The organism is Nocardia sp. NPDC058518 (assembly GCF_042719655.1).
Classification (GTDB): Bacteria; Actinomycetota; Actinomycetes; order Mycobacteriales; family Mycobacteriaceae; genus Nocardia.
This window is the reverse complement of sequence record NZ_JBHXNJ010000032.1, coordinates 22,492-44,065: the sequence shown is the minus strand read 5'-3', so window position 1 is coordinate 44,065 and position 21,574 is coordinate 22,492. Positions and strand designations below refer to the sequence as shown.

Here is a 21,574-nt window from a genome sequence, read left to right as displayed (position 1 = left end):
TGGGGGGCCTCCCCCCCCCCCCCCCCCCCGTTTGTGTCCGCGGCCCGATGTCCGGGCCCCGCGATCTCCGCCCATCCGCGGCCCCGTCGTCGTTCACGGTGTACGGAAGACCCGCGGTGTCCTGCGAACGACCTGAGCGGACACGCTGACCCGGTACCGATGATTTCGAGGAGTCCGCACCGTCACTATTTCGGAACGCGGCCTCGGCACCGTCGCGTTCCAGCGCCCGCTGGTGCCCGAATCGAGGTTTTCCGTGCCTGACCAGCCAGCAGGCTCCGCCCGCCCCGGCCGTGGCTACTCCCGCGACGCGCTGTGGGCGATGGCGCACGCCGAACGTGCTGCCCTCGCCGACGACCTCGCCGACCTGGACGCCGAGCAGTGGGGCCGCCCGTCGCTGTGCGGATCCTGGACGGTCGAGGATGCGCTCGCCCATCTCACGGCCGTGGCGAGCGTCGGCCGGGTGCGCTGGGTGACCAGCGTCCTCGCCGCCCGCTTCGACTTCGACGAGCACAACGAACGACGCAAGGCCGAGCACCGAGGCAGCACGCCGGCCGAGACCCTGCGACAGTTCAGGGCGATCATCCCCAGCACCACCTCGGCACCAGGACCCACGGTGGCCTGGCTCGGCGAGGTCGTCGTCCACGCCCAGGACATCCGCCGCCCACTCGGGCTCACCTACACCCCGTCGATCGAAGCCACCACCGCCGTCGCCGAGTTCTTCGCCGGCCGCGACTTCACCGTCCCCAGCCGCACCCTCATCCATGGTGTGCGCCTCGAAGCCACCGACGGCCCGTTCACCACCGGCACCGGGCCACTGGTCAGCGGGACCACGATCGCGCTGACCATGGCGATGGCCGGACGCGCCGCCTACTGCGATGACCTCACCGGACCGGGCGCTCCCACTCTGCGCACCCGCGTCATCGCCCACGATCGCGGCGACGCTCGATGACTACCGGCCTCGCTGGGTGAGGCCCCGCGCGGACTAGTCGGCGCTTCCACCCAATGCCGCGCGCACCGTGTCGAACCATGCCTGTGTACCGACGAGTCCGGCCTCGATGTCCTTGCGTCCCTTGAGGAATCCGAACAGATCGGCGGCGTAGCGGCTCAGGACCGTGCCCTCGTTCTCGTCGAATTCGGCCAGCACGTCGGCATCGCCGAGGACATAGGCGACGACGGCGACCTGACCGGCCGACCACTCGGTGCGGTAGTCCGCCCAACCGTCGGCGCGGACCGCGCGAGCCATGGCGAGGAGTTCTTCGCGTAGGGCGTCGCGGTCGTCGTCGGTGGGGTGGCGGGGTTTGCCCCAGGTGATCCGTTTCGCGTCCGACATGTCGAGTCCTCTCGCTGATGTGCGGGTGTTCGGGCGGCGGCGACCGGATTCAGGTCGAACACCACTCGGCCATCAGGTGAGGGTCTCAGTCGGCGCGCCGCCCGGCGCCCCCGGGGCCGCGGGGGGGCGACTGGTGGTTCCCGCGGCCCGGCCCGCGCGCGGGTTCGACTGCCTCGCGGCCGGGTCGACGGACTGTGCTCGTCCTACTCGGCGCGCAGGAAGGCACCCACCCGTTCGGTGCCGAGTGCGGGGTCGGCTTCGCCCTCGCCGAAGACATAGCGCCCGTTGACGAAGACCGCGGTGACGGTCTCGTCGTTGCGGTTGACCATGCGCGAGAGGTTGCCGAAGACAGCGATCGGATCCTCGGCGTAGGCGTCGAGGGTTTCGTCGAGGTGGGCGGGGTCGATGACGACGGCATCGGCGCGATCACCCACCCGAAGGTGACCGGCATCGAGGCCGTACCAGTCGGCGAGCTCGCCGGTGAGGCGGTGCACCGCGTGTTCGACTGTCATGAAAGGCTTTTCACGGTCCACGGCGTCGTTGACCCGGCGCAGCAGGCGCAGGCCGAAGTTGTAGAAGGCCATGTTGCGCAGGTGCGCGCCCGCGTCGGAGAAGCCCAGCTGGACCGACGGGTCGGCGGACAGCACGTCGGCCACCTCGGGGCGGTGGTTGGAAATGGTTGTGCGCCAGCGCAATTTGTCACCGTGCTCGACGACGAGATCGAGGAACGCGTCGACCGGGTGCAGGCCGCCGCGGTCGACACCGACCTCACCGAAGGTCTTGCCGATGACGGTCTCGTCGGGGCAGTCCACGATATCGGCGTCGAAGAAGTCACGGTGCCACGCGCGGGGGCCGTACTTGTTGTCGTAGTCCTTGCGGAACGAACGGCGGTATTCCTCGTCCTGCATGAGGTGACGCTGCTCGTCGATGTGATCGGACAGGTGCAGAGCGGCGGCGCCGGAACCGAATTCCTCGAACACCGGCAGCGAGATGCCGTCGGAGTACACCTCGAACGGCACCGGCAGATGCTGCCAGCGGAAGTTGCCGTCGAGCCCGTTGATGATCTTGCCGACGGCGGGGAACATCTTGGACGCGCCGGGCACCGCCTTCACATCGGCCGCCGACAGCAGGCTCACCTTGAGCGGATCGCGCCAGAGGCCGATGCTCGACACCGCCATCGACACCAGGCTCTTGGGGTTGGTGATGTCGGGCCCGCCCTGCAACGCGCGACCACGCTTGCGCAGGATCGTGTTGAGCTTGTGGCGTTCCTTGCCCTTGGCATACGTCGACGGCAGCGTCCGCGAACGGCAGGTCTCCCCATCGAGCTTGTCGAAAAGCAGCTGCTGCGAGGACATTCCGACGAATCCGGCGTCGAGCGCGTCGACGAGCATGCGCTCGATCTCCGCCAGCTCCTCCTTGGACGGCCGCACTTCCTTGCGGGTGGAGCGGTCGAGCCCCATCACCGCCGCACGGATGTCGGAGTGGCCGATGAAGCCGGCCAGGTTCGGGCCGAGCGGCAACTGCTCGAGCGCGTCGATGTATTCGCTTGCGGTACTCCAGGTCTGGACTTCGTTCATCGCGCCGACCACGTATTGACGCGGGATGGCCTCGACCCGGCCGAACAGGTCGCCCGCGGTCTCACCGTCGACGTGCACGGTCGAGAGCGAGCACGAACCGAGCAGCACGGTGGTGACGCCGTGGCGCACCGACTCCGACAGCGACGGGTCGAGCAGCACCTCCACGTCGTAGTGGGTGTGGATGTCGATCATGCCGGGCATGACCCATTTGCCGGTCGCGTCGACGACCCGGGCGCAGCCGGTTTCGTCGAGTGGGGTCTCCGAGATCTCGGCGACCTTGCCGTCGGTGATGCCGAGGTGGCGAACCGCGGAGGGGGCGCCGGTGCCGTCGAAGAACCGGCCACCTTTGATGATGCTGTCGAACATTTCTGACCCCTTTTAGATCGCGAGCTCGCGCCTGGTGACTTTACCGGTCGCGTTGCGCGGCAGCGCGTCCGAAGTGATGCGCCAGCGGACGGGCACCTTGAAATAAGCGAGGCGTTCGGCGACGAAGGCGCGCAGTTCCTCCGGGTCCACCGTGCCCGGTTCGGCGACGACGATGGCCGCCACTTCCTGGCCGAGATCGGGATGGCTCACGCCGAAGACCGCGCAATCGAGGACGGCCGGGTGTTCGACGAGCACGTTCTCGATCTCGGTGGGGTACACATTCTCGCCACCGCGCAGGATCAGGTCGGTTCGGCGGCCGGACACGGTCAGCCTGCCCTGGTTCAGCGTGCCGAAATCGCCCGAGCGCAGCCACCTTTGGTCGTCGATCGAGGCCTCGGTCGCCGCGTCGTCGTTCCAGTAGCCGAGCATCACATAGGGGCTACGGATGCAGATCTCACCCTCTTCACCGTCGCCGACGGCGTTACCCTGCGCGTCGCGGATCTCCATCGCGACGCCGATGATCGCCCTGCCGACCGAGGCGTCGTCCGCGGCCAGGTCGAGCGGGGTGGCGACCGTCGCCGCGGTGCCGCTCTCGGTGAGCCCGTAGCTGGTGGTCAGCGCGAATTGCAGGGCCGGGATCTTCGCACGCAGGCTGGCGAGCAACGCGGGCGAGGACGGCGCGGAGTTCAGCGAGAGCGCGGTGAGCGAGGACAGATCGTGCTGGGCCACATCATGTTCCAGCAGGCGCGAGGCCATGGTCGGCACCGCGGCCCAGTTGGTGACCTTCTCGCGCTCGACCAGGCTCAGTACCCGGCCGACTTCGAAGCCGCCGTGCGGGAACACCGCGGCCGCACCGGTCCGCAGCCGCGGGATGACGAGGTTGTGCAGGCTGGCGATGTGGAACAGCGGCGCGGTGACCAGGTACCGGCGCTCGCTCGGTCCGTCGCCGGGCTCCTGACCCATGAACGCGGCGAGCATGGCGTCGGTGAAACGGTGGTAGTCGCTGATCGCCACCATGTTTCGCTGCGAATGGACAACGCCCTTCGGCCTGCCGCTGGTACCGCTGGTGTAGAGGATGACGGCCGGATCGTCTTCGCCGACAGGCGTGCTGGGGATCTCGCCGCCACCGAACTCGGCGATGAGGGCGGGCAGATCCTCGTCCATGGTCAAGATGGGCAGCTCGGTCCCCGCCTCGGCCAGCAGTGCGGCCCTTTTCGCGTCCGCGATGACCACGGTCGGCGTGGTGTGCTCCAGCCCGTAGGCGATCTCCCGAGGTGCCCACCAGGCGTTGTAGCCGACCGGGATCGCGCCGAGGCACTGCGCCGCCCAGAACGCGATCACCCAGTCCGGGCCGTTGGCGGCCAGGATGCCGACGCGATCGCCCTTGCCGATGCCGTACCTGGCGGCGAGCGCGGTAGCCAGCGCGCCCGCGGCCGCGGCGTGCTCGGCGAAGGAGATCCGGCGGTCTTCGGTGACGAGGTAGTCGCGCTCGCCCCATTTCAGCGAGTGCTCCAGCAGTTCACGCAAGCTGGCATAGCGCTTGGCGAAAACCGGAATCGGCACGCCGAGAACGGGTTCGACGGTCATCTCGAACGGCGCGCCGGGGGCGGTGAGGCCCGCGGCGACCTTGGCGACGAATTCCTGCGGGTCTACAGCGTTGGTCATGTTCTTCTTCTCCATCAGGGAATGAGGACGGCGCGTCCACGGATCGCGCCGGAGTCGAGTCGGTCGAAGGCGGTGCGCGCATCGGCCAGGTCGAACCGCTCGACCTCGGCGCGCACCTTGCCGGCGGCGGCGAGCGCCACCACATCGATGAGGTCGGTTCTGGTGCCGCCGTAGGACTTTCGAACGGTGGCACCCCACGGCAGCCCGGGTCCGCCCGCCGGTCCCGAGTCGATGCCGGGGATACCGCCGCCGAGGCCGACCATCCGGTAGGCGCCGTTCGGGGCGACTGTTTCGACGGCCAGTTTCGCGGTGGGATCGGAACCGACGAAGTCGAACACCGCCTCGGCGCCACGTCCACCGGTGAGCTCCAAGATGGTGGCCGCGGTGTTCTCGTCGGCCTTCAGCGCGATATCGGCGCCGCATTCGGTGGCGAGGGCGAGCTTGTCGGGGTCCACGTCGACCGCGATCACCGTGGTCTGGGTGAGGGTCTTCAACAGCTGGACCGCGACGTGGCCGAGTCCGCCGATGCCGATGGCGACCGCGGTGGCGCCGGGCCACAGCTGGTCCATGGCGCCGCGGATGGCGTGCATCGGCGTCAGTGCCGCGTCCGCCAGGGGTGCGGCGTGGGCGAAGTCCAGTTCGTCGGCGATCGGCACGAACGAGCGCATCGGGATGCGGACGAACTCGGCCATGCCACCGTCGGGCCCGAGACCGGGGCACGGCGGCATCGCGGTGCGACCGGCGGCCAGGCAGACATTCTCGTTGCCGCGCAGGCACTCCCGGCATTCACCGCACGACCAGCACAGGTACACGATGCCCCGCTCGCCGGCCCGTCGGCCCGCCACCGCCGAGCCGACCGCCTCGATCGTGCCCGCGATCTCGTGGCCCAATGTGAGTGGCTTCTCGCTCATCGGAAACGGCAAGCCGAGTACGAACGAATCCGAATGGCAGATCCCGGCCGCACCGACCCGCAGCAGCAGATCATCGGGTCCGAGCTCGGGCACGGGCACCGTGCGCAATTCGAGGGTGCCCGGGGCCGTCAACTGCATCGCGCGCATGGTCATCGGGCACCTCCGACCGCGTCGAACGTGGCCTTCAGATAGCTGTCACACCGATTGGAACCGATCAAACCGGTGGCCATCCGATTCATGGTGTAGGCGAAGGTGATTCGGCGATCCAGGTCGTTGACCACCATCGAGCCGCCGTACCCGGCCCACCAGCACACCCGCCCGTCCGGAATATGCGGGAAGGTCTGCGGCCGTGGCAGCCCGTAGCCGATACCGAAGCGCAGCGGGGCGAGCAATGCCAGGTCGATGCCGTCGGCCTGCTCGCGGAAGATCAGCTCGATCGTCGCGGGTGAGAGGAACCGCCTGCCGCTCAGCTCGCCGCCGTTGGCGATCAGCGACTGGACGCGCGCCACCGAGCGCGCGTTGCCGTGCCCGTTGGTGCCGCCGATCTCGGCCGCACGCCAGGCCGGTGTCGCGGTTTCGGCGACCTCCAGCCAGGGACTGGTGAGCGTCTTGATCAGCACGCTGTCCTGGTCGAGGGTCGACAGGTCGAAATCCGGCATCTCCGGCGGGATCAGGGTGGCGATCCGGTCGGCGTGCTCGGGGCCGGTGCCGATGTGGAAATCCGCGCCAAGGGGCCCGGCCAGCTCGTCGGCGAAGAACCGGCCGAGCGAGCGACCGGTGATGCGGCGCACCAGTTCCCCGATGAGATGGCCGTAGTTGATGGCGTGATAGCCCGAGGCGGTGCCCGGCTCCCACCACGGCGCCTGCGCGGCCAGCCGGGCGGCGGCGGCATCGGTGTCGTAGATGTCGGACAGCTCGATCGGCTTGTCCCAGCCCGAGACGCCCGAGGTGTGCGAGAGCAGGTGGCGGACTTCGATGTCGGCCTTGCCGTTCGCCGCGAATTCGGGCCAGTAGTGGGCGACGCGCTGGTCGACGTCGAGTTCGCCCCGGTCGACCAGCAGCAGCGCGCACAGCGCGGTCATCGTCTTGGTGACCGAGAAGACGTTGACCAGGGTGTCGGCGCCCCACGGGGTCTCGTGCTCAGGATCGGCGTAGCCACCCCAGAGGTCGAGCACCGGATCGCCGTCGACGGTGACGCACAGGGCGGCACCGAGTTCGGCGCCGGAGGTGAGGTGTTCGTCGAATGCCGCACGCACCCCGGCGAATTCGTCGCGGCAGAAGCCCGAAGAGGTGCTCATCGCGCCACCTCGACCGTCACTCGAGCGGGCACCGGCAGTGCATTGCCCGCGGCAGCGGCACGTTTCGCCCCGCGCTCCATCTCCTTGGTCATCGAGCGCACGTACGGCTCGAACTCGGTCTGGATGGTGTGCCGGGGCGAATCATAGTAGCGCCCACTGCGTTTGGCTTCCTGTGCCCCGAGCACCTCGTCGATCTGCGCGCGCGGGGGCAGGTGATAGCGGCCGGTCAGATAGGCGGCGACCAGCTTGCTCTGCTGCTCGGCGAAGTTCACCAGCGTCGGCATCGGCTGGGCGAGACCGAGATAGAACAGGTTGTCCACACCGGGCTTCATCATCATCTGGAACAACGGGAACCGGTTGGCCGCGTCGGGCACCAGCTCGGCGTCGGTGAAGAACGGGAAGCTGATGTGGTAGCCGGTCGCGCAGACGATCACGTCGACCTGCTCGCTGCTGCCGTCGGCGAAATGCACAGTGTCACCTGCCAATCGGGTGATCGCGGGCTTGCACTCCACGTCGCCGCAGCCGGCCCGGTGCAGGAATTCCTCACTCGCCGAAGGATGCGCCTCGAAGGGCTCGTGATCGGGTGTCGGCAGACCGTAGGTCGACATCTCGCCGCGATTCTTGCGAACGAAGCGCTGCTTGAGCTTGAGCGCGATCTTGTCGGGAATCCACGCGGGCATCGAAGCCCGATCGCCCACTTGCCCGTTCACGTATTTGGGGAGCACCCACACGCCCCGGCGGGCGGACACGAACAGCTTCGAGGCGAGGAAGCGCTGGGACAGTTCCGAGGCGATGTCGAGGCCCGAGTTACCCATGCCGACCACCACGATCCGCTTGCCGCGCATGTCGACCGGGTCGAACGGGTCGTTGTAGGCGTGGCTGTGCATGAGCACGCCGTCGAATTCGCCTGGATAGTCGGGGAATCGGGGATTCCAGTGGTGGCCGTTGCAGACGATCAACGCGTCGTAGACCTCGGTCTCGCCCGTCGCCGTCGTTACCCGCCACAGACCCGCGTCGTCACGCTCGGCGGCGGCGACCAGGCTGTTGAACCGGATCCGATCGCGCAGCCCGAAGTGGTCGACATAATCCTTGAAGTACTGCAGCAACTGGGAATGGTGCGGGAAGTGCGGCCAATCCGCCGGCGCCGGAAAGTCCTCGAATTGCAGGCGGTACTTCGAGGTGTCGATATGCAGGCTCTGATAGCAAGCCGACATGCCATTGGGGTTCTTGAAGTACCAGTTGCCACCGACCTCGTCGGATGCCTCGTAGCAGTCGAACGGAATTCCGTTCTCGGCCAGCCTTTTGGCGGCGGTGATACCCGAAGGTCCGGCGCCGACGACGCAAACCTTGGGTAATTGACGTGAATCCATGCACAACTCCTGAGCGGCCTCGGTCACCTTTGACCATGCCGAGTGACGTGGACCACAGGATAGCGTCTCGCTGGACATAATGTCTAGTGAATGGGCGGATCGTCTAAGCTAGGCCGATGACGACCGAACCCGCCCGTCGTGGATCGTTGCGCGAGGAACAGAAGCGCCTGACGAAGGCCAGGATCGTCGAGACCGCGCGGAGCCTGTTCGAGACGCAGGGCTACTCCGATGTCCGTGTCGACGACATCGTCGCCGCCGTCGGCTGTAGCCGGGCGACCTTCTACCTGCACTTCACGAGCAAGAGCGAGGTGCTGCGGGCGATCGCCCAGGAAGGCACACTGACCAGCGTCCGGGAGTTCTACGCCGATCTGGACCGGGTGCTCACCACCGGTTCTCGGGCCGCGTTGCAGGAGTGGATGACCCGCGCGATCTACTGGTTCCTCACCAACCGGGACATGCTCCCGGCCTGGGACGAAGCCACCGCGCTCGAGCCGGAGTTCCGCGCGCTGGCGCGCGAGGGGATCATGACGCTGGCCGACAGCATGCCCGCCTACCTCGCGCGCTGGCCCGAACAGCGCCGCGACGAGGCCAGGCTGCGGATCGAACTGCTGGTCGCCCAGCTCGAACGGTTCTTCACCCGGTGGGCCATGCAGGGCACCATCGAGGTCACCGCCGAGAAGGCCGCCACCGTCCTCACCGATGTCTGGTTCCCCGCGTTGCAGGCGCCGGACTGAGCTCAGAGCAGACCGAGCACGCGGGCCTGGGCGATCGCTTCGGCGCGGGCGTTGACGGCGAGTTTCTGGTAGATGCCGCGCAGGTGCGTCTTGACGGTGTTCACCGAGACGCCCAGGTCGGCGGCGATATTGCCTGCCGTCATGCCGGAGGGAAGCTGGCGGAGCACAACCAGTTCGGTGTGGGTGAGTTGTGGGGCGCCCGCGGTGGCGCCCCGGTAGGCGCGGATCCGGTCGACGAGCACCGCGTGCTGACCGAAGCGCGCGCCGATCCGGGCGAGCAGTTCGGCGGCCGCGGGCACGTCGAGGAACGGACGGATCAGCTGTTCGGTGGCCGCGTGCGCGAGGGCCTGTTCGCAGGCGTCGTCGACCTTGCGGGGACGTTCGAGGCTGTCGGCGGCGACCGCGACCAGCAGCCACGCCGCGACCAGCGATCGCGACGACAACCGCGCGGTCGCGAGCAGCGGTTCCAGCAATGCCAGCACTACTGCGGGGCGATGGGCGTAGAGAGCCAGTCCCGCTTCGGCGACAGCCATGTCCGGGGTGCGGCCGAGTACCCGGGTCGCGTGGTCGATCAACTGCTGCGCGTCTGCCCTGGCTTGGACGCGCAGCAGCAGCCAGAGCACATCGGTGACCAGTTCGCCGGTGCCGTGCACCGTCGGAGATTCGTCGAGCAGGCGATGGAGTTGCTTGCTCAGCGTGACCGCCGCCGCCGAGCGATCCGGGGCGTCGGCGAACATCAGCACGCCGGTCATGATCGCCGCCTGGCGCACCGGCGCGGGCACCACGGTCTCGTCGGCCGCGACAAAGGGCAAGCTCGGCAACGGCCGCTCGAAATCCACGCCCTGCTGGTAGGCGCCGTAGGCAGCGAGCACCCTGGCCGCGGCGGCATCGGCCGAACCGGCCAGGTCGTAGCGATGCGCGCACTCGATCGCCTGGTCCGCCAGCGCGCGTAGCTCGCCGATCCGGCCGGCGATCCCGGCCGCCACGGCGGTCGCGGTTCTGGCACGGACCGCGACGCGACCCAGCCCAGCCTGCTCGGAGTGCACGATCGCGTAGCGCACAGATGCCGCGCCACTGTCGATTTCGCCGCCGTAGATCTCGGCGATCCCGCAGTGCAGCGCGGTGTAGCAGTCGAGGTCGGACTGTCCGGTCACCGGCGGCAGCGGCCAGCGCATCGAGGACGAATCACCCACCAGGACAGCGACTCCCGCACTCACGGCATGATCGAGGGCGGCCACCCACTGGGCGGGCACCACCGGCGCCGCCGATTCCGGGCCGACGTGGGCGGCCTCGAGATAGACCTCGGCGGCGGCGATATCGCCCGACTCCACCGCGACGGCCGCGCGCAGCAGGCGAACGAAAGTGTCGTGCTCGGCGAAGTTCTCGACGGCGGCGAGGAGGGTGTGGCCCGTTCCTTCCAGAACCATGCGCAGTCCCCAGTCGCGCAGGAAGGGCACCAGACCGGGCGCGCCCGGCTCGGCCGCGATGTGCTCGAGCGCTGGTCCCGGCATCGCGGCCGCGGTGAACCAGGCCGCCACCCGGCGATGACAGCCGGGCAGGCGATCGGGCCTTGTGTACGCGGCCTCGGCGAGCAGGTAGGCCCGCAGGAGCGGGTGGTAGGTGTGCCAGAGCTCGCCCGCGTGGGCGACGGTGTGCAAGGGGAAGTTGGCGCGCAGCAGTTCGTCGAGGATGCGGGCGGCGTCGTCACCGACCAGATCTTCGGCCATCGGCAGGCAGAATCGTGTGGGAACCGCTGTGGCGAGCAAGAATTCGAGCGTGGGGGCCGGTAGCGAGGCGAGCAGTTCGGCGACCAGGAAGTCGGCGACCGCGTGCGAGGGGCGGGCCAGTGCGGTGAGGGCGGTGTCGCGGTCGGTGCCGTTGGCCGACAGGCAGATCGCCGCGATGCGGACCAGCGCGGCCCAGCCACGGGTCAGGTTCCCGACCACGGCGAGCTCGGCGTCGTCGAGCCGGCAACCGTGCTGGGCGAGCAGTTGGGCGACCCGGTCCGGGGAGAGGGCGAGTTCGGGCGCGCCGATCCGGGTGAGTCTGCCCGCCAGGTCGAGGACGTGCCAGCGCAGCGGCGGGTCGAAGCGGCTCGCGATCAACGCGGTGACCTGGTCGGGCAGGTGGGTGAGCAGGTATTCGAGGCCGGCGAGTTGCAGTGGGTCGGTGAGCAGGTGGGCGTTGTCGATCACCAGCACTGTCGGCTCGATATCGGCCAGGGCGGCGATGAGGTCCGCGGCGCGGTCCATCGGGGTGTGCAGCACGCCGGTCGGCACGAAGTCCGGAGTGGGATCGAGGGTGCGGGCGATCTCGGCCAGCAGGTCGGTGCCGCGTTGTTCGGCGACGGTCAGCCACGCGACGCGTGCCGAGCACCTGCGGCGCACCCAGTCGACCAGCACGACGGTCTTACCGCTGCCCGCCGGTCCGCACAGCAGCACTGTGTGCCCGGTGGCGGCCTGTGCCCGATCCAAGCGCGCGAATGCCTCGTTGCAGCGAACCGGCGCGAACGACAGCTCGGGCAGACCGGCGCACGGACCGGCCACAGCTATCACCGAGCCGCCACCGCGAAAGTCCAGAGAACCCGACGACGAAGCCATCTTCACCCTCCTGAACACGACATTTACCGCGCGGCGACCAACCTCCGCCGAGATCGACGGTAGGCGAAACGGCGGCTGTTCGGTTGCTGGCGAGGTGAAGTAGGGGCGCTCGTTATCAGATCGAGTTCGACTCGTCGGCGAACGCTCAGTCGGGCAACTGGGACATACTCAGCAGCGTGAGGCCGAGGGTGTCGATGCGGGCCATCACCCCGCGCATGGCCGTGCTGTCCGCGACGAGGCCGAAGAGGGTGGTCGTCCCGGTGGGCGAATGCGAGCTGGGGCGCAGCTCGGGAAAAGCCGCGAGAACACGCTCGGACAGCTCGCCCTCGATGACGAACTGATAGCGCAGCGGACCGGACGTCGACATGATTCCAGTGTCGCGGCCGGTCGCCGCGGCTGCCTCATCCGCTCCGGGTGAATTCGCTTGTCACCTGCGACGCAACCGGTCCCATAATTTTAAACATTGTTATTTCAGTTTCCGGGACGCGGGCCGGATCCGCTGGCTAATGTCGCGCTCATCATCAGCGCGAACAGGAGAACATCATGAAGATCTACCAGGCGCGGCGTGCCGGTTTCGGACTTACGGCCTTCACCGCGGTGGCCGCGGCGGCCGTGCTGGCAGCACCGCAGGCATCCGCGCTCGTGCAGGGGATCGCGGTGAGCGGCAGCACCCACTACGTGGATACCGCCTACACCGTCACCGCCGATGTCACGTCCACCTCGTTCCTGTTCAAGGTGACCTTCACCGACAACGGCACCAAGATCGGTGAGCCCGTCTCGGTGTCGAACGGCAAGGCCACCATCACCTGGACGCCGAAGACCACCGGCGCGCACGAGATCAAGGCGGTGCAGGAGCTGATCAGCTCCAAGACCGTCACCATCACCGTCGCCCCGAAGCCGACCACGCCCGGTGGTGGGACGAGTACCGGTTCCGCCGATCTGGGTGGGCTGCTGTCGGGCTCGGCCGGCTAGCCCACCCGCCCGGACGGGGGGGGGGCCGCCCTCCCCCCCCCCCGCCCGCCCCCCCCCCCCCACACCCCCCCCCGGCCCCCCCGTTCCGCGTTCAGGCCTGGTCGTAGGCCTGTTGCAGGGCGGCGATGTCGAGCTTGGACATCGAGCGCAGCGCCGTGCCGACGGCGATGACACGGTCGACCTCGCCGCCCATGAGCTTGGGCAGCACGGCCGGGACGACTTGCCAGGACACCCCGAACCGGTCGGTGAGCCAGCCGCACGGGCCGGGGGTTCCGCCGCCCTGTGACAGCGCGTCCCAGAGGCTGTCGATCTCGTCCTGGGTATCCACGATCACCTGCAGTGACGCGGCATCGCTGTGCGGGTGGCCGGGGCCGCCGTTCATCAAGGTGACGGCCTGACCGTCGAGGTCGAGGGTGATGATGAACGCCGAGCCGTCACCCTGGCGGGTGACCTCGACGATGCGCGAGTTCGGGACGGTCGCGGCATAGAGTTCGGCCGCCGCTTCGGCGTCGGCATCGAACCAGAGGAACGTGTTGACGGACATGATGTGCTCCTTCGAGTGAGTGGCTTGCTTCACCCACTGGTCGGAGCCGACCACCACGCTTCGACACATCCACGAACTTTTATTTTCGCGGCAAGGTCTCGGCGAACCGCACGCCGCGTTCGACCCATTCCCGCAGTGCGGCGTCGTCGTCGACCGTTTCGGGGGCCACTCGCAGCCAGCCGTGTAGTTCGCGCCCGCCCATCACCATCGGCGTGATCGCCGATCCATCGAGCAGGGCATCGCCTTCGGCCGGAGCGACCCGCACCAGCAGCCCGCCCTTGCCGCTGGCGGCCACGGCCATGTTGCCGCCGATCAGGAAGGCGAGTCCGCCGAACATCTTCCGCTCGGCGAGGTCGGACCGTGGGTAGACGATCTCCCGGATCCGCTCGGCGAGTTCCTCGTCGTATGCCATCGAATCAGTGTGCGCCACATCTACCCGGCGTCGGGCACGGTTGCGCGTGCGGCCGCGACCACCTCGGCGAGCACCTCGTCCAGCGTCGACGCGGTGCGGCCGAAGGTGGAGCGCATCGCCGAATCGTCGACGATGAACTCGCGATGGGACATGTGTTTCGTCTCGAACAGCTCGGCCCAGAACGGATCCTCCTGGGCGAGTTCGGTGATCTCCTCGTCGGTGAGCACCGTCAGTTCGGGTGTCGCGGCGTCGGCCAGCGCGGCGAGGCGGTTCGCGGCCTCGCGTACGGTCGTGGTGATCACCGGGGCGTGCCAGGCCCTCCCCCACGACCGGTCGTCTCGCGCGAGGGTGACCAGTGCGGCCGCGGCATCACCGATCGCGGTGTACGAATGCCGCAGGTCGAGTTCCTGCGGCACCCGGGCCGGGGCGTTCGCCAGGACGGCGGACTGAACGAGCAGGGAGAAGATCGAAATCGCGCCCGCGCCGAGGAATTGACCCGCGCGCAGTTCGGTGACGCGCAACCGGCCCGCCTCGTGCGCGGCGAGCGCCTCGGTCCACATCCTGGCCCTGACCGCGCCCTTGCTACCCGTGGCGGCGAGTGGGGTGTGTTCGCTGACGACACCGTCGACCGGGCCGTAGCCGTACAGATTTCCCAGCATGACGAGGTCGGCGCCGACGGTTTCGGTCGCCGACAGGATCGAGTCGAACAGGGGCGGAACCGTCTGCGGCCAAGTGTGATAGGCGGGCATCGCGAGGTTGAAGACAGTGCCCGCGCCCGTCGCGACCTCGGTCAGGGCGGTGGTGTCGAGTGCGTCGAGAGCGATCAGTTCCACGTCGGGATGACGGGGGCCGAGCCCGCTCCGGCTCACCATTCGTACGTTGTCCCCGGCTTCGGCGAGCAACAACGCGGTAGCGGTGGCGGTACCACCCCGGCCGATCACTACATGAGTGGACATGTGAATCACCTTTCGCAACAACAGCTTTCGATGGGCGACGAGGTCGCGCCCGCACACTCAACGATGCCGTCCACGCGATGGTTAGACTAGTGGCCACAATGCCAGCTATCCCAAGGATCAGGCCATGAAGACCATTGCCGTGGTTGCCGTCCCGCCGGTGAAGTCCTTCGACCTGTCGATGCCGGAAACACTGATGGGCTCGGTCACGATCGACGGCGAGCCCGGCTATCGGGTGGTGGTCTGCACGGCCGAGCCGGGGGTATTGCCATCGACACCAGGCGGATTCGATGTCGTGATCCGGCACGGGCTCGACGTCCTCGACTCCGCCGACGCGGTGATCGTGCCGAGTACGGGCAGCCGCACGGACGCGGATCCGGTGACCTTGAAGGCACTGCGCGCGGCCGTCGACCGCGGCATCCTGGTCACCTCGATCTGTAGTGGCGCGTTCGTGCTCGCCCAGGCCGGACTGCTCGACGGCCGCACCGCGACCACGCACTGGGGCCTGGCCGACGAACTGGCCCGCGACCATCCCCTCATCCAGGTGCGTACCGACGCACTGTTCATCGAGGACGGACCGGTGACCACCGCGGCAGGCGCGGCGGCCGGAATCGACCTGTGCCTGCACCTGATTCGAGCCGACTACGGCGCCACCGTGGCCAACGCCGCCGCGCGGGCCGCGGTGGTGACACCCGTGCGGCCCGGCGGCCAAGCCCAGTTCGTCGACACTCCACTGCCCGCCGACGACGACCTCTCGCTCTCGGCCACCCGAGCCTGGGCACTCGAGCGCCTCGACACTCCCCTGTCGCTGCGCGAACTGGCCGAACACGCGCGAACCAGCGTGCGCACCCTGACTCGCCGATTCCACGACGAAACCGGACTCAGTCCGCAGAAGTGGTTACTCAGTCAGCGCCTCCACCGAGCCCGAGAGCTGCTGGAATCGACATCGCTACCGGTCGAGCAGGTCGCCCGGCACAGCGGGATCGGGTCGGCGGAGTCGTTGCGCCAGCACATGGTTCGCCAGCTCGGCGTTTCCCCGAGTGTCTACCGCGCGAACTTCAACTACGGCGCGATCGGCGGATAGCCGGGGTAGGGCTGGTAGCCCGGTGGCGTCCGCGGCGCGAAGTAGGGACCGGACAGGCCGTTCCACAACAGGATCACCGCGGCCAGCCCGATAGCCAGCGTGACCGTGCTGAACACCAGCGTGATACCGACCGTGGAGGTGACGAACGCCATCACCGTGCCGACGACATAGAACAGCGCGTTGAGCCCGAAGAACACCGTGCCCGTGATCCGCCCCCAGTTCTTGCCCGCCCGGCAGACGAACGCCATCCACACCCACAGCCCCGCCGTCACCAGCGCACTCACGACGGCCCCACCGACGCTCGCGTACACGAGAAGGTCGAGGTCGTTGCCTCGCAATACCCCACCCGAGGCGTCGAGCGCATCGCTGCGGGCTTCGTCGAGCATGGTGAGGGAGTAGGCCATGCCGAGCAGGGTGACCACGGCTCCTGCCAGCATCACGTAGAACGCGATCTGCACACTCTGCGGCACAATCCGCGGCCCGGCATCCACCGGCGGGTACGCACCGCCCGGCACGGGATACGGAACGCCCGGCCCATAGGGCGGCGGCGATCCCATCACACCCGGCACCGGACCGAACGGCGGCCGCGGCACGGCCTGGCTCGGCGCCTGCGGATACGCGGGCACTCGCGCTGCCGACTCATCCGGATACGCCGTCAGCCCGTCATCCTGCGATGGATAACCCTGACCTGCGGACGAATCTGACATCGAGCTGTGCCCCCTTGTTGTGCAGTCGGGCCAACTCTAGCCGCAGCCGCCGACACCGGCTGCCCGTGCGCGATCGGCTCAGCGAACGCCGACGAGCTCCCGCGCCGCACTGCGATACCGGTCAGCGATCAGCCGCACCACAGCCGGGTGCACACCGATCGGCTCGGCCACCCCATCAGCGCCCGCATCGTGCAACCGCTGGTGAAAAAGACCGTGCGCCAACAGATAGGACGCGATGAACACCCGCTCGGCACCCGACGCGCGAAGCGAGGCAACAACTTCGGGCACCCGGGGCGTCCCAGTCGCCACGTAGGCGATCTTCACCGGCGCGCCCAGCTGCTCGGCGAGCATCCCCGCGGCCCGCCGAACATCCTGTCGCGCACGCGAATCCGAGGAACCGGCCGCCGCGAAGACGACCGCGTCACCGGGCTGCCACCCGGCAGCGCGCAACCGCACCGCCATGATCCTGGTCAACGCCGGATCCGGCCCCATCGCCGCCGTCACCGCGACCGCGGAATGTCCGCTCTCGGCGACCTCACGCGGAACGTCTTGATACACGTGATAACCCGAGGCGAGAAACGCCGGAACCACCACGGCGGGCCCGTCGAGATCGCGCAGAACCTCCGAAGGCGAGGGTCCGAGCACGTCGACGAAAGCGGTCCGCAGCGCGGTATTCGGCGCCGAGGACACCGCGACGCCGAGTTCGGCGGCCACCGCATCGGCGAGCGCGGCGATCATTTCCACCCCGCGCGCGCTACGAGTCCCGTGCGCGACAAGCACCAGAGCCGGATCACCCGGCTGCGCGGCGCTCACCACACCCCGATCGCTTGGGCGGGCCGGGTCGACCGAGCGGGCGTCCCGATCCCCGCGGCGTGCGGTGGCTGGACAGCCGCCCGCGCGGGCGGAGTATCGGAGCAGTCGGCCGCGTCCAATGCCAGCCGGTACCCACGCTTCACCACGGTCTGAATCGCCTTGGGAGTACCGAGACCAGCCCGCAAGCGCGCGATCGCGGTCTCCACCGCATGGGTGTCGTCGCCGCCACCCGGCAGCGCGGCCAGCAGGTCCTCACGCGACACAACCCGACCGGGCTGGCGAGCCAGCGACCGCATCAACGCCATCGGAGCGGGCGCCAGCTGACGCACCTCACCGTCGACGACCACACAGCCACCACGCACGCTGATCAGATGACCGGCCGCGTAGATCCGGCTGGCGCGGCGCGGAAGTTCTTCTGCCACATGGCGAGCCAGCGCACCCAACCGGGCCCGGCCCGGCATCGTCGTCGACACACCGAGTTCTTCCAGCGGAGCCGCGGTGATCGGCCCGACACAGGCGGCGAGCACCCGGCCACGGAACGCGTGCAGCACCGACTCCAGGAGCCCGGTTTCCTTGGCGCGCATCAACAGCGACGCCACGGCGGGCGCGCTGGTGAAGGTGACGCAGTCCAGGCTGCCGGAGATGATCGAATCGATCATCGTGTCCATCGGCCCACGATCGGCCGGCGGTTCCCACCGGTACACCGGCACCGGAACCACGTCGGCACCCGCGCAGCGCAGCACCTCGCAGAAGTCGGGAACCGGCTCCCATTCGGTGGTCGCGCCGTGCAGCTGCACCGCGATGCGGACGCCTTCGACGCCCTCGGCGAGCAGGTGATCGAGGACCTCGGCCGACGACTCCGAGGCGGGCGACCATTCCTCACGCAGTTCGGCGGCGCGGATCGCGCCCTTGGCCTTGGGGCCACGGGCCAGCATCCGGGTCGAGGCGAGAGTGTCGCGCAGGACCTCGGCCAGACCCCAGCCCTCGGCCGCTTCCATCCAGCCGCGGAAACCGATGCCGGTGGTGGCGACGGTGATCTGCGGCGGATCGGCGATCAGCAGTTCGGTGACACGTTCGAGCTCGGTGTCATCGGCCAGCGGAATGATGCGGATGGCAGGGGCGGACGTGACGGTCGCGCCCTTGCGGGTGAGCAGAGTACTGAATTCCTCCGCGCGGCGAGCCGCGGTGACGCCGATGGTGAAGCCGGCAAGGCAAGGGCCGGTGTCGGTGGGAGAGGTCATGGGGTCTGCACCGGCTCGTTCGAGACGGCGACGACGCCGCCGTCGAGCTGGACCGCGTACACCGGCAGGGACTGGGACTCGTCGTCGAGACAGCGGCCGTCGATCAACGAGAAAGCCTGCTTGAGCAGCGGCGACGCGACGACGGGAACACCGCCGCGATCACCGATGATGCCGCGCGACATCACCGCGGCCCGGCCGAACGGGTCGATATTGCCGACGGCGGCGAGCGTGCCGTCTGTGAGTAGGAACAGAGCCGCCTGACGGCCGCCCTTCAGCAGGACAGCAACGCCGCGCCCCGGGATCAGGAAATCGAGCCGGCAAGCCTGGGTCCAGGTCGCGGTCTCATTGGTGATGGTGGGTGTGTCGATCACGGTCATCGGTTCCTCCTCCGAACGCCTTACCTATTGGTACAGGCGCCCTGTTTCCGCAGCGTTAAGTGCTTATTTCCCGGTTGGTGCTGTGTCCGAACCAACACCGACGGGCATGCCGGGAAGACCGAGGAGCACTGGTACCTTGCGTTCGCCGCTGTCGTCGAACGAAATCGTCGGGTCGGCTTCGTCAGGGGCATTGACGAAGGAGACGAAGCGCGAGAGCTTGTTCTCGTCCTCGAGCACGGCCGCCCACTCGTCCTTGTAGCCCTCGACGTGCTTGGCCATGGCGGCCTCGAGGTCGCCGGCGATGCCGAGGCTGTCGTCACAGACGACGGCCTTGAGGTAGTCGAAGCCGCCTTCGAGGGCCTCCTGCCACGGCGCGGTGCGCTGCAGGCGGTCGGCGGTGCGGATGTAGAACATCAGGTAGCGGTCGATGTAGCTGATCAGCGTCTCGTCATCGAGCTCGCCCGCCAGCAGCACCGCGTGCTTGGGGGTCAGGCCGCCGTTGCCGCCGACGTAGAGGTTCCAGCCGTTCTCGGTGGCGATCACGCCGACGTCCTTGCCGCGGGCCTCGGCGCACTCACGCGCGCAACCCGAGACGGCCAGCTTGATCTTGTGCGGCGAACGGAGACCGCGGTAGCGCTTCTCCAGCAGCACGGCCATGCCGACCGAGTCCTGCTGGCCGTAGCGGCACCAGGTGGAACCGACGCAGCTCTTCACGGTGCGCAGCGACTTGCCGTAGGCGTGGCCGGACTCCATGCCGACGTCGACCAGTCGCTTCCAGATCAGCGGCAGCTGATCCACGGTGGCGCCGAACAGGTCGATGCGCTGACCACCGGTGACCTTGACGTAGAGGTCGAACTCCTTGGCGACCTCGCCGATCACGATCAGCTGGTCGGCGGTCACCTCACCACCGGGCATCCGCGGGACGACCGAGTAGGTGCCGTTCTTCTGCAGGTTGGCCAGGAAGTGGTCGTTGGTGTCCTGCAGCGCCGCCATCTCGCCGTCGAGGATGTGCTCGCTCGAGGTCGAGGCCAGGATCGAGGCGACGGTCGGCTTGCAGATATCGCAGCCCGAGCCCTTGCCGTGCTTGGCGATGAGCTCGGAGAAGGTGCGGATGCCGGTGACGGCGACCACGTCGTACAGCTCGGCGCGCGACTGCGAGAAGTGCTCACACAGCGACTTCGACACCGCGACGCCGGACTGCTCGAGCAGCTTCTTGATCATCGGCACACAGCCACCGCAGGAGGTACCCGCGTTGGTGCAGCTCTTGACGGCAGGGATGTCGCAGGCGCCCTCGGCGATCGCGCCGCAGATATCGCCCTTGCTGACGTTGTTGCAGGAGCAGATCTGGGCGTCGTCGGGCAGCGCGTCGGCACCGAGCTCGGCGCCGGCCGGGGAGATCAGCGCGGCGGCGTCGGCGGGCAGCGGGCGCCCGACCAGCGGGCGAAGGGCCGCGTACTGGCTGGCGTCACCGACCAGGATGCCGCCGAGCAGGGTCTGGGCGTCGTCGGAGACGACCAGCTTGGCGTAGGTGCCCTTGGCCGCGTCGTGCAGCACGACCTCGAGGGCGCCCTCGGTGGTGCCGTGCGCGTCACCGAAGGACGCCACGTCGACGCCCATCAGCTTCAGCTTGGTGGACATATCGGCACCGGGGAACTCGCCCGCGCCGCCCAGCAGGCGGTCGGCGACGATCTCGGCGGTGGTGTAACCGGGGGCGACCAGGCCGTAGCAGACACCCTCGATCGCGGCGCATTCACCGATCGCGTAGACGTTCGGGTCCGAGGTCTGCAGGGTGAGGTCGGTCTGGATGCCACCGCGGGCGCCGATCTCGAGGCCCGAAGCCTTGGCGAGGGCGTCCTGCGGGCGAACACCGGCGGAGAACACCACCAGCGAGGCCTTGATCTCGGCGTCGTCGGACAGGTGCACGGTGACGTTGTCGGCGCCTTCCTCCTCGATCGAGACGATCTTGGCGGTGCCGACCCCGGTGTGCACATTGAGGCCGATATCGGAGACGAGCTTCTCCAGGATCGCGCCACCACCGGCGTCGACCTGGGCGGGCATCAGGCGGCCGTTGTACTCGATGACGTGCGGGGTCATCCCGAGCAGACGCAGCGCGTTGGCCGCCTCCAGCCCGAGCAGACCGCCGCCGACGACCACACCGTGCGCGCCGGGACCGGCCGCTTCGGCAGCGGCGCGGATGCCGTCGAGGTCGTCGATGGTGCGGTAGACGAAGCACTCGGGCAGATCGTGGCCGGGCACCGGCGGCACGAACGGGTAGGAGCCGGTCGCCATGACCAGGGCGTCGTAGGCGATGACGTCGCCGCTGGTGCTGGTGACGGTCTTGGCTTCGAGGTCGATGGACTCGCCACGCTGGCCGAGTCGCAGGTCGACCAGTGCGTCGCCGTCGTACATGTTGCCGGGCAGGGCCAGGTCATCGGCGTTCCAGTTGCCGACGTAGTAGGACAGGCCGACGCGGTCGTACGCGGGCAGCTTCTCCTCCGAGAGGATGATGACCTGCCACTGGCCTGCCTCGTCGCGCGAGCGAAGGGCTTCGACGAAGCGGTGTCCGACCATGCCGTGGCCGACCACGACCACTGTCTTGCGAGTGCTGCTGTTCATGAGA

General features: G+C 68.6%; 20 protein-coding genes. 4 read left to right on the top strand and 16 right to left on the bottom strand.

The window, feature by feature from the left end; translation table 11 throughout:
• Positions 1-253 precede the first annotated feature (253 nt).
• Entirely contained in the window at positions 254-949 is a 696-nt protein-coding gene (locus tag ACFWPX_RS34170; RefSeq protein ID WP_378932428.1) for a maleylpyruvate isomerase family mycothiol-dependent enzyme, read from the top strand.
• A 33-nt stretch (positions 950-982) separates the two neighbouring features.
• Here ACFWPX_RS34170 and ACFWPX_RS34165 read toward each other — a convergent pair whose 3' ends face one another.
• From ACFWPX_RS34165 to ACFWPX_RS34140, 6 genes are all read right to left on the bottom strand, one after another.
• Positions 983-1,330, bottom strand: coding sequence for a hypothetical protein (locus ACFWPX_RS34165; protein WP_378932426.1), 348 nt, complete (start codon positions 1,328-1,330; stop codon positions 983-985).
• 203 nt (positions 1,331-1,533) lie between these two features.
• Positions 1,534-3,273 carry an amidohydrolase family protein gene (locus ACFWPX_RS34160; RefSeq protein WP_378932425.1) on the bottom strand — a complete coding sequence of 580 codons (1,740 nt, stop codon included), beginning with the start codon at positions 3,271-3,273 and terminating at the stop codon, positions 1,534-1,536.
• A 12-nt stretch (positions 3,274-3,285) separates the two neighbouring features.
• On the bottom strand, positions 3,286-4,938 hold the full coding sequence (locus ACFWPX_RS34155; protein ID WP_378932423.1) for a class I adenylate-forming enzyme family protein: 1,653 nt from the start codon (positions 4,936-4,938) through the stop codon (positions 3,286-3,288).
• A 14-nt stretch (positions 4,939-4,952) separates the two neighbouring features.
• A complete protein-coding gene (locus ACFWPX_RS34150; RefSeq protein WP_378932458.1) occupies positions 4,953-5,996 on the bottom strand; it encodes an NAD(P)-dependent alcohol dehydrogenase in 1,044 nt (347 codons plus the stop codon).
• Positions 5,997-5,998: 2 nt separating this feature from the next.
• Positions 5,999-7,147: a serine hydrolase domain-containing protein gene (locus ACFWPX_RS34145; protein ID WP_378932421.1), complete on the bottom strand. Its 1,149-nt coding sequence runs from the start codon at positions 7,145-7,147 to the stop codon at positions 5,999-6,001.
• A complete protein-coding gene (locus ACFWPX_RS34140; protein ID WP_378932419.1) occupies positions 7,144-8,517 on the bottom strand; it encodes a flavin-containing monooxygenase in 1,374 nt (457 codons plus the stop codon). Before ACFWPX_RS34140 ends, ACFWPX_RS34145 begins: the two co-directional genes overlap by 4 nt.
• A gap of 116 nt (positions 8,518-8,633) precedes the next feature.
• On the opposite strand from ACFWPX_RS34140, the gene ACFWPX_RS34135 reads away from it, so the two are divergent.
• Positions 8,634-9,251: a TetR/AcrR family transcriptional regulator gene (locus tag ACFWPX_RS34135; RefSeq protein WP_378920534.1), complete on the top strand. Its 618-nt coding sequence runs from the start codon at positions 8,634-8,636 to the stop codon at positions 9,249-9,251.
• Between the two features lie 2 nt (positions 9,252-9,253).
• Here ACFWPX_RS34135 and ACFWPX_RS34130 read toward each other — a convergent pair whose 3' ends face one another.
• Together ACFWPX_RS34130 and ACFWPX_RS34125 are read right to left on the bottom strand one after the other, a co-directional pair.
• A complete protein-coding gene (locus ACFWPX_RS34130; protein ID WP_378932417.1) occupies positions 9,254-11,851 on the bottom strand; it encodes a LuxR C-terminal-related transcriptional regulator in 2,598 nt (865 codons plus the stop codon).
• Positions 11,852-11,996: 145 nt separating this feature from the next.
• Positions 11,997-12,218, bottom strand: a complete 222-nt coding sequence (locus tag ACFWPX_RS34125; protein ID WP_378632772.1) for a hypothetical protein — start codon at positions 12,216-12,218, stop codon at positions 11,997-11,999.
• A gap of 176 nt (positions 12,219-12,394) precedes the next feature.
• On the opposite strand from ACFWPX_RS34125, the gene ACFWPX_RS34120 reads away from it, so the two are divergent.
• Positions 12,395-12,823, top strand: a complete 429-nt coding sequence (locus ACFWPX_RS34120; RefSeq protein WP_378920537.1) for an Ig-like domain-containing protein — start codon at positions 12,395-12,397, stop codon at positions 12,821-12,823.
• Between the two features lie 91 nt (positions 12,824-12,914).
• Here the strand turns inward: ACFWPX_RS34120 and ACFWPX_RS34115 are convergent, their stop codons facing one another.
• The 3 genes from ACFWPX_RS34115 to ACFWPX_RS34105 form a co-directional block, all read right to left on the bottom strand.
• Complete coding sequence (locus tag ACFWPX_RS34115) at positions 12,915-13,367, bottom strand: VOC family protein (RefSeq protein WP_378932415.1); 453 nt, start codon at positions 13,365-13,367, stop codon at positions 12,915-12,917.
• A 79-nt stretch (positions 13,368-13,446) separates the two neighbouring features.
• Positions 13,447-13,779, bottom strand: coding sequence for a TfoX/Sxy family protein (locus tag ACFWPX_RS34110; RefSeq protein ID WP_378932413.1), 333 nt, complete (start codon positions 13,777-13,779; stop codon positions 13,447-13,449).
• A gap of 20 nt (positions 13,780-13,799) precedes the next feature.
• Positions 13,800-14,735, bottom strand: a complete 936-nt coding sequence (locus ACFWPX_RS34105) for an NAD-dependent epimerase (RefSeq protein ID WP_378932411.1) — start codon at positions 14,733-14,735, stop codon at positions 13,800-13,802.
• 124 nt (positions 14,736-14,859) lie between these two features.
• Between ACFWPX_RS34105 and ACFWPX_RS34100 the strand changes: the two genes are divergently transcribed.
• On the top strand, positions 14,860-15,816 hold the full coding sequence (locus tag ACFWPX_RS34100) for a GlxA family transcriptional regulator (RefSeq protein WP_378932409.1): 957 nt from the start codon (positions 14,860-14,862) through the stop codon (positions 15,814-15,816).
• On the opposite strand, the gene ACFWPX_RS34095 is transcribed toward ACFWPX_RS34100, so the two are convergent.
• The 5 genes from ACFWPX_RS34095 to nirB all read right to left on the bottom strand — a co-directional run bounded on the left by ACFWPX_RS34095 (position 15,795) and on the right by nirB (position 21,570).
• Positions 15,795-16,523, bottom strand: a complete 729-nt coding sequence (locus ACFWPX_RS34095) for a hypothetical protein (RefSeq protein ID WP_378932407.1) — start codon at positions 16,521-16,523, stop codon at positions 15,795-15,797. The genes ACFWPX_RS34100 and ACFWPX_RS34095 overlap by 22 nt on opposite strands.
• Positions 16,524-16,601: 78 nt before the next feature.
• Positions 16,602-17,261, bottom strand: coding sequence for a sirohydrochlorin chelatase (locus tag ACFWPX_RS34090; RefSeq protein WP_378920591.1), 660 nt, complete (start codon positions 17,259-17,261; stop codon positions 16,602-16,604).
• A 71-nt stretch (positions 17,262-17,332) separates the two neighbouring features.
• Positions 17,333-18,577 carry a uroporphyrinogen-III synthase gene (locus tag ACFWPX_RS34085; RefSeq protein WP_378932405.1) on the bottom strand — a complete coding sequence of 415 codons (1,245 nt, stop codon included), beginning with the start codon at positions 18,575-18,577 and terminating at the stop codon, positions 17,333-17,335.
• A complete protein-coding gene (gene nirD, locus ACFWPX_RS34080; protein WP_378920551.1) occupies positions 18,574-18,954 on the bottom strand; it encodes a nitrite reductase small subunit NirD in 381 nt (126 codons plus the stop codon). The genes ACFWPX_RS34085 and nirD overlap by 4 nt, the downstream gene beginning before the upstream one ends.
• Before the next feature lie 63 nt (positions 18,955-19,017).
• Complete coding sequence (gene nirB, locus ACFWPX_RS34075; RefSeq protein WP_378920553.1) at positions 19,018-21,570, bottom strand: nitrite reductase large subunit NirB; 2,553 nt, start codon at positions 21,568-21,570, stop codon at positions 19,018-19,020.
• Positions 21,571-21,574: the final 4 nt, after the last annotated feature.

Coding starts and splice junctions, on each gene's coding strand:
- ACFWPX_RS34165 (WP_378932426.1), bottom strand. CDS start 1,330: ATGTCGGACGCGAAACGGATCACCTGGGGCAAACCCCGCCACCCCACC.
- ACFWPX_RS34160 (WP_378932425.1), bottom strand. CDS start 3,273: ATGTTCGACAGCATCATCAAAGGTGGCCGGTTCTTCGACGGCACCGGC.
- ACFWPX_RS34155 (WP_378932423.1), bottom strand. CDS start 4,938: ATGACCAACGCTGTAGACCCGCAGGAATTCGTCGCCAAGGTCGCCGCG.
- ACFWPX_RS34150 (WP_378932458.1), bottom strand. CDS start 5,996: ATGCGCGCGATGCAGTTGACGGCCCCGGGCACCCTCGAATTGCGCACG.
- ACFWPX_RS34145 (WP_378932421.1), bottom strand. CDS start 7,147: ATGAGCACCTCTTCGGGCTTCTGCCGCGACGAATTCGCCGGGGTGCGT.
- ACFWPX_RS34140 (WP_378932419.1), bottom strand. CDS start 8,517: ATGGATTCACGTCAATTACCCAAGGTTTGCGTCGTCGGCGCCGGACCT.
- ACFWPX_RS34135 (WP_378920534.1), top strand. CDS start 8,634: ATGACGACCGAACCCGCCCGTCGTGGATCGTTGCGCGAGGAACAGAAG.
- ACFWPX_RS34130 (WP_378932417.1), bottom strand. CDS start 11,851: ATGGCTTCGTCGTCGGGTTCTCTGGACTTTCGCGGTGGCGGCTCGGTG.
- ACFWPX_RS34125 (WP_378632772.1), bottom strand. CDS start 12,218: ATGTCGACGTCCGGTCCGCTGCGCTATCAGTTCGTCATCGAGGGCGAG.
- ACFWPX_RS34120 (WP_378920537.1), top strand. CDS start 12,395: ATGAAGATCTACCAGGCGCGGCGTGCCGGTTTCGGACTTACGGCCTTC.
- ACFWPX_RS34115 (WP_378932415.1), bottom strand. CDS start 13,367: ATGTCCGTCAACACGTTCCTCTGGTTCGATGCCGACGCCGAAGCGGCG.
- ACFWPX_RS34110 (WP_378932413.1), bottom strand. CDS start 13,779: ATGGCATACGACGAGGAACTCGCCGAGCGGATCCGGGAGATCGTCTAC.
- ACFWPX_RS34105 (WP_378932411.1), bottom strand. CDS start 14,735: ATGTCCACTCATGTAGTGATCGGCCGGGGTGGTACCGCCACCGCTACC.
- ACFWPX_RS34100 (WP_378932409.1), top strand. CDS start 14,860: ATGAAGACCATTGCCGTGGTTGCCGTCCCGCCGGTGAAGTCCTTCGAC.
- ACFWPX_RS34095 (WP_378932407.1), bottom strand. CDS start 16,523: ATGTCAGATTCGTCCGCAGGTCAGGGTTATCCATCGCAGGATGACGGG.
- ACFWPX_RS34090 (WP_378920591.1), bottom strand. CDS start 17,261: ATGATCGCCGCGCTCGCCGATGCGGTGGCCGCCGAACTCGGCGTCGCG.
- ACFWPX_RS34085 (WP_378932405.1), bottom strand. CDS start 18,577: ATGACCTCTCCCACCGACACCGGCCCTTGCCTTGCCGGCTTCACCATC.
- nirD (WP_378920551.1), bottom strand. CDS start 18,954: ATGACCGTGATCGACACACCCACCATCACCAATGAGACCGCGACCTGG.
- nirB (WP_378920553.1), bottom strand. CDS start 21,570: ATGAACAGCAGCACTCGCAAGACAGTGGTCGTGGTCGGCCACGGCATG.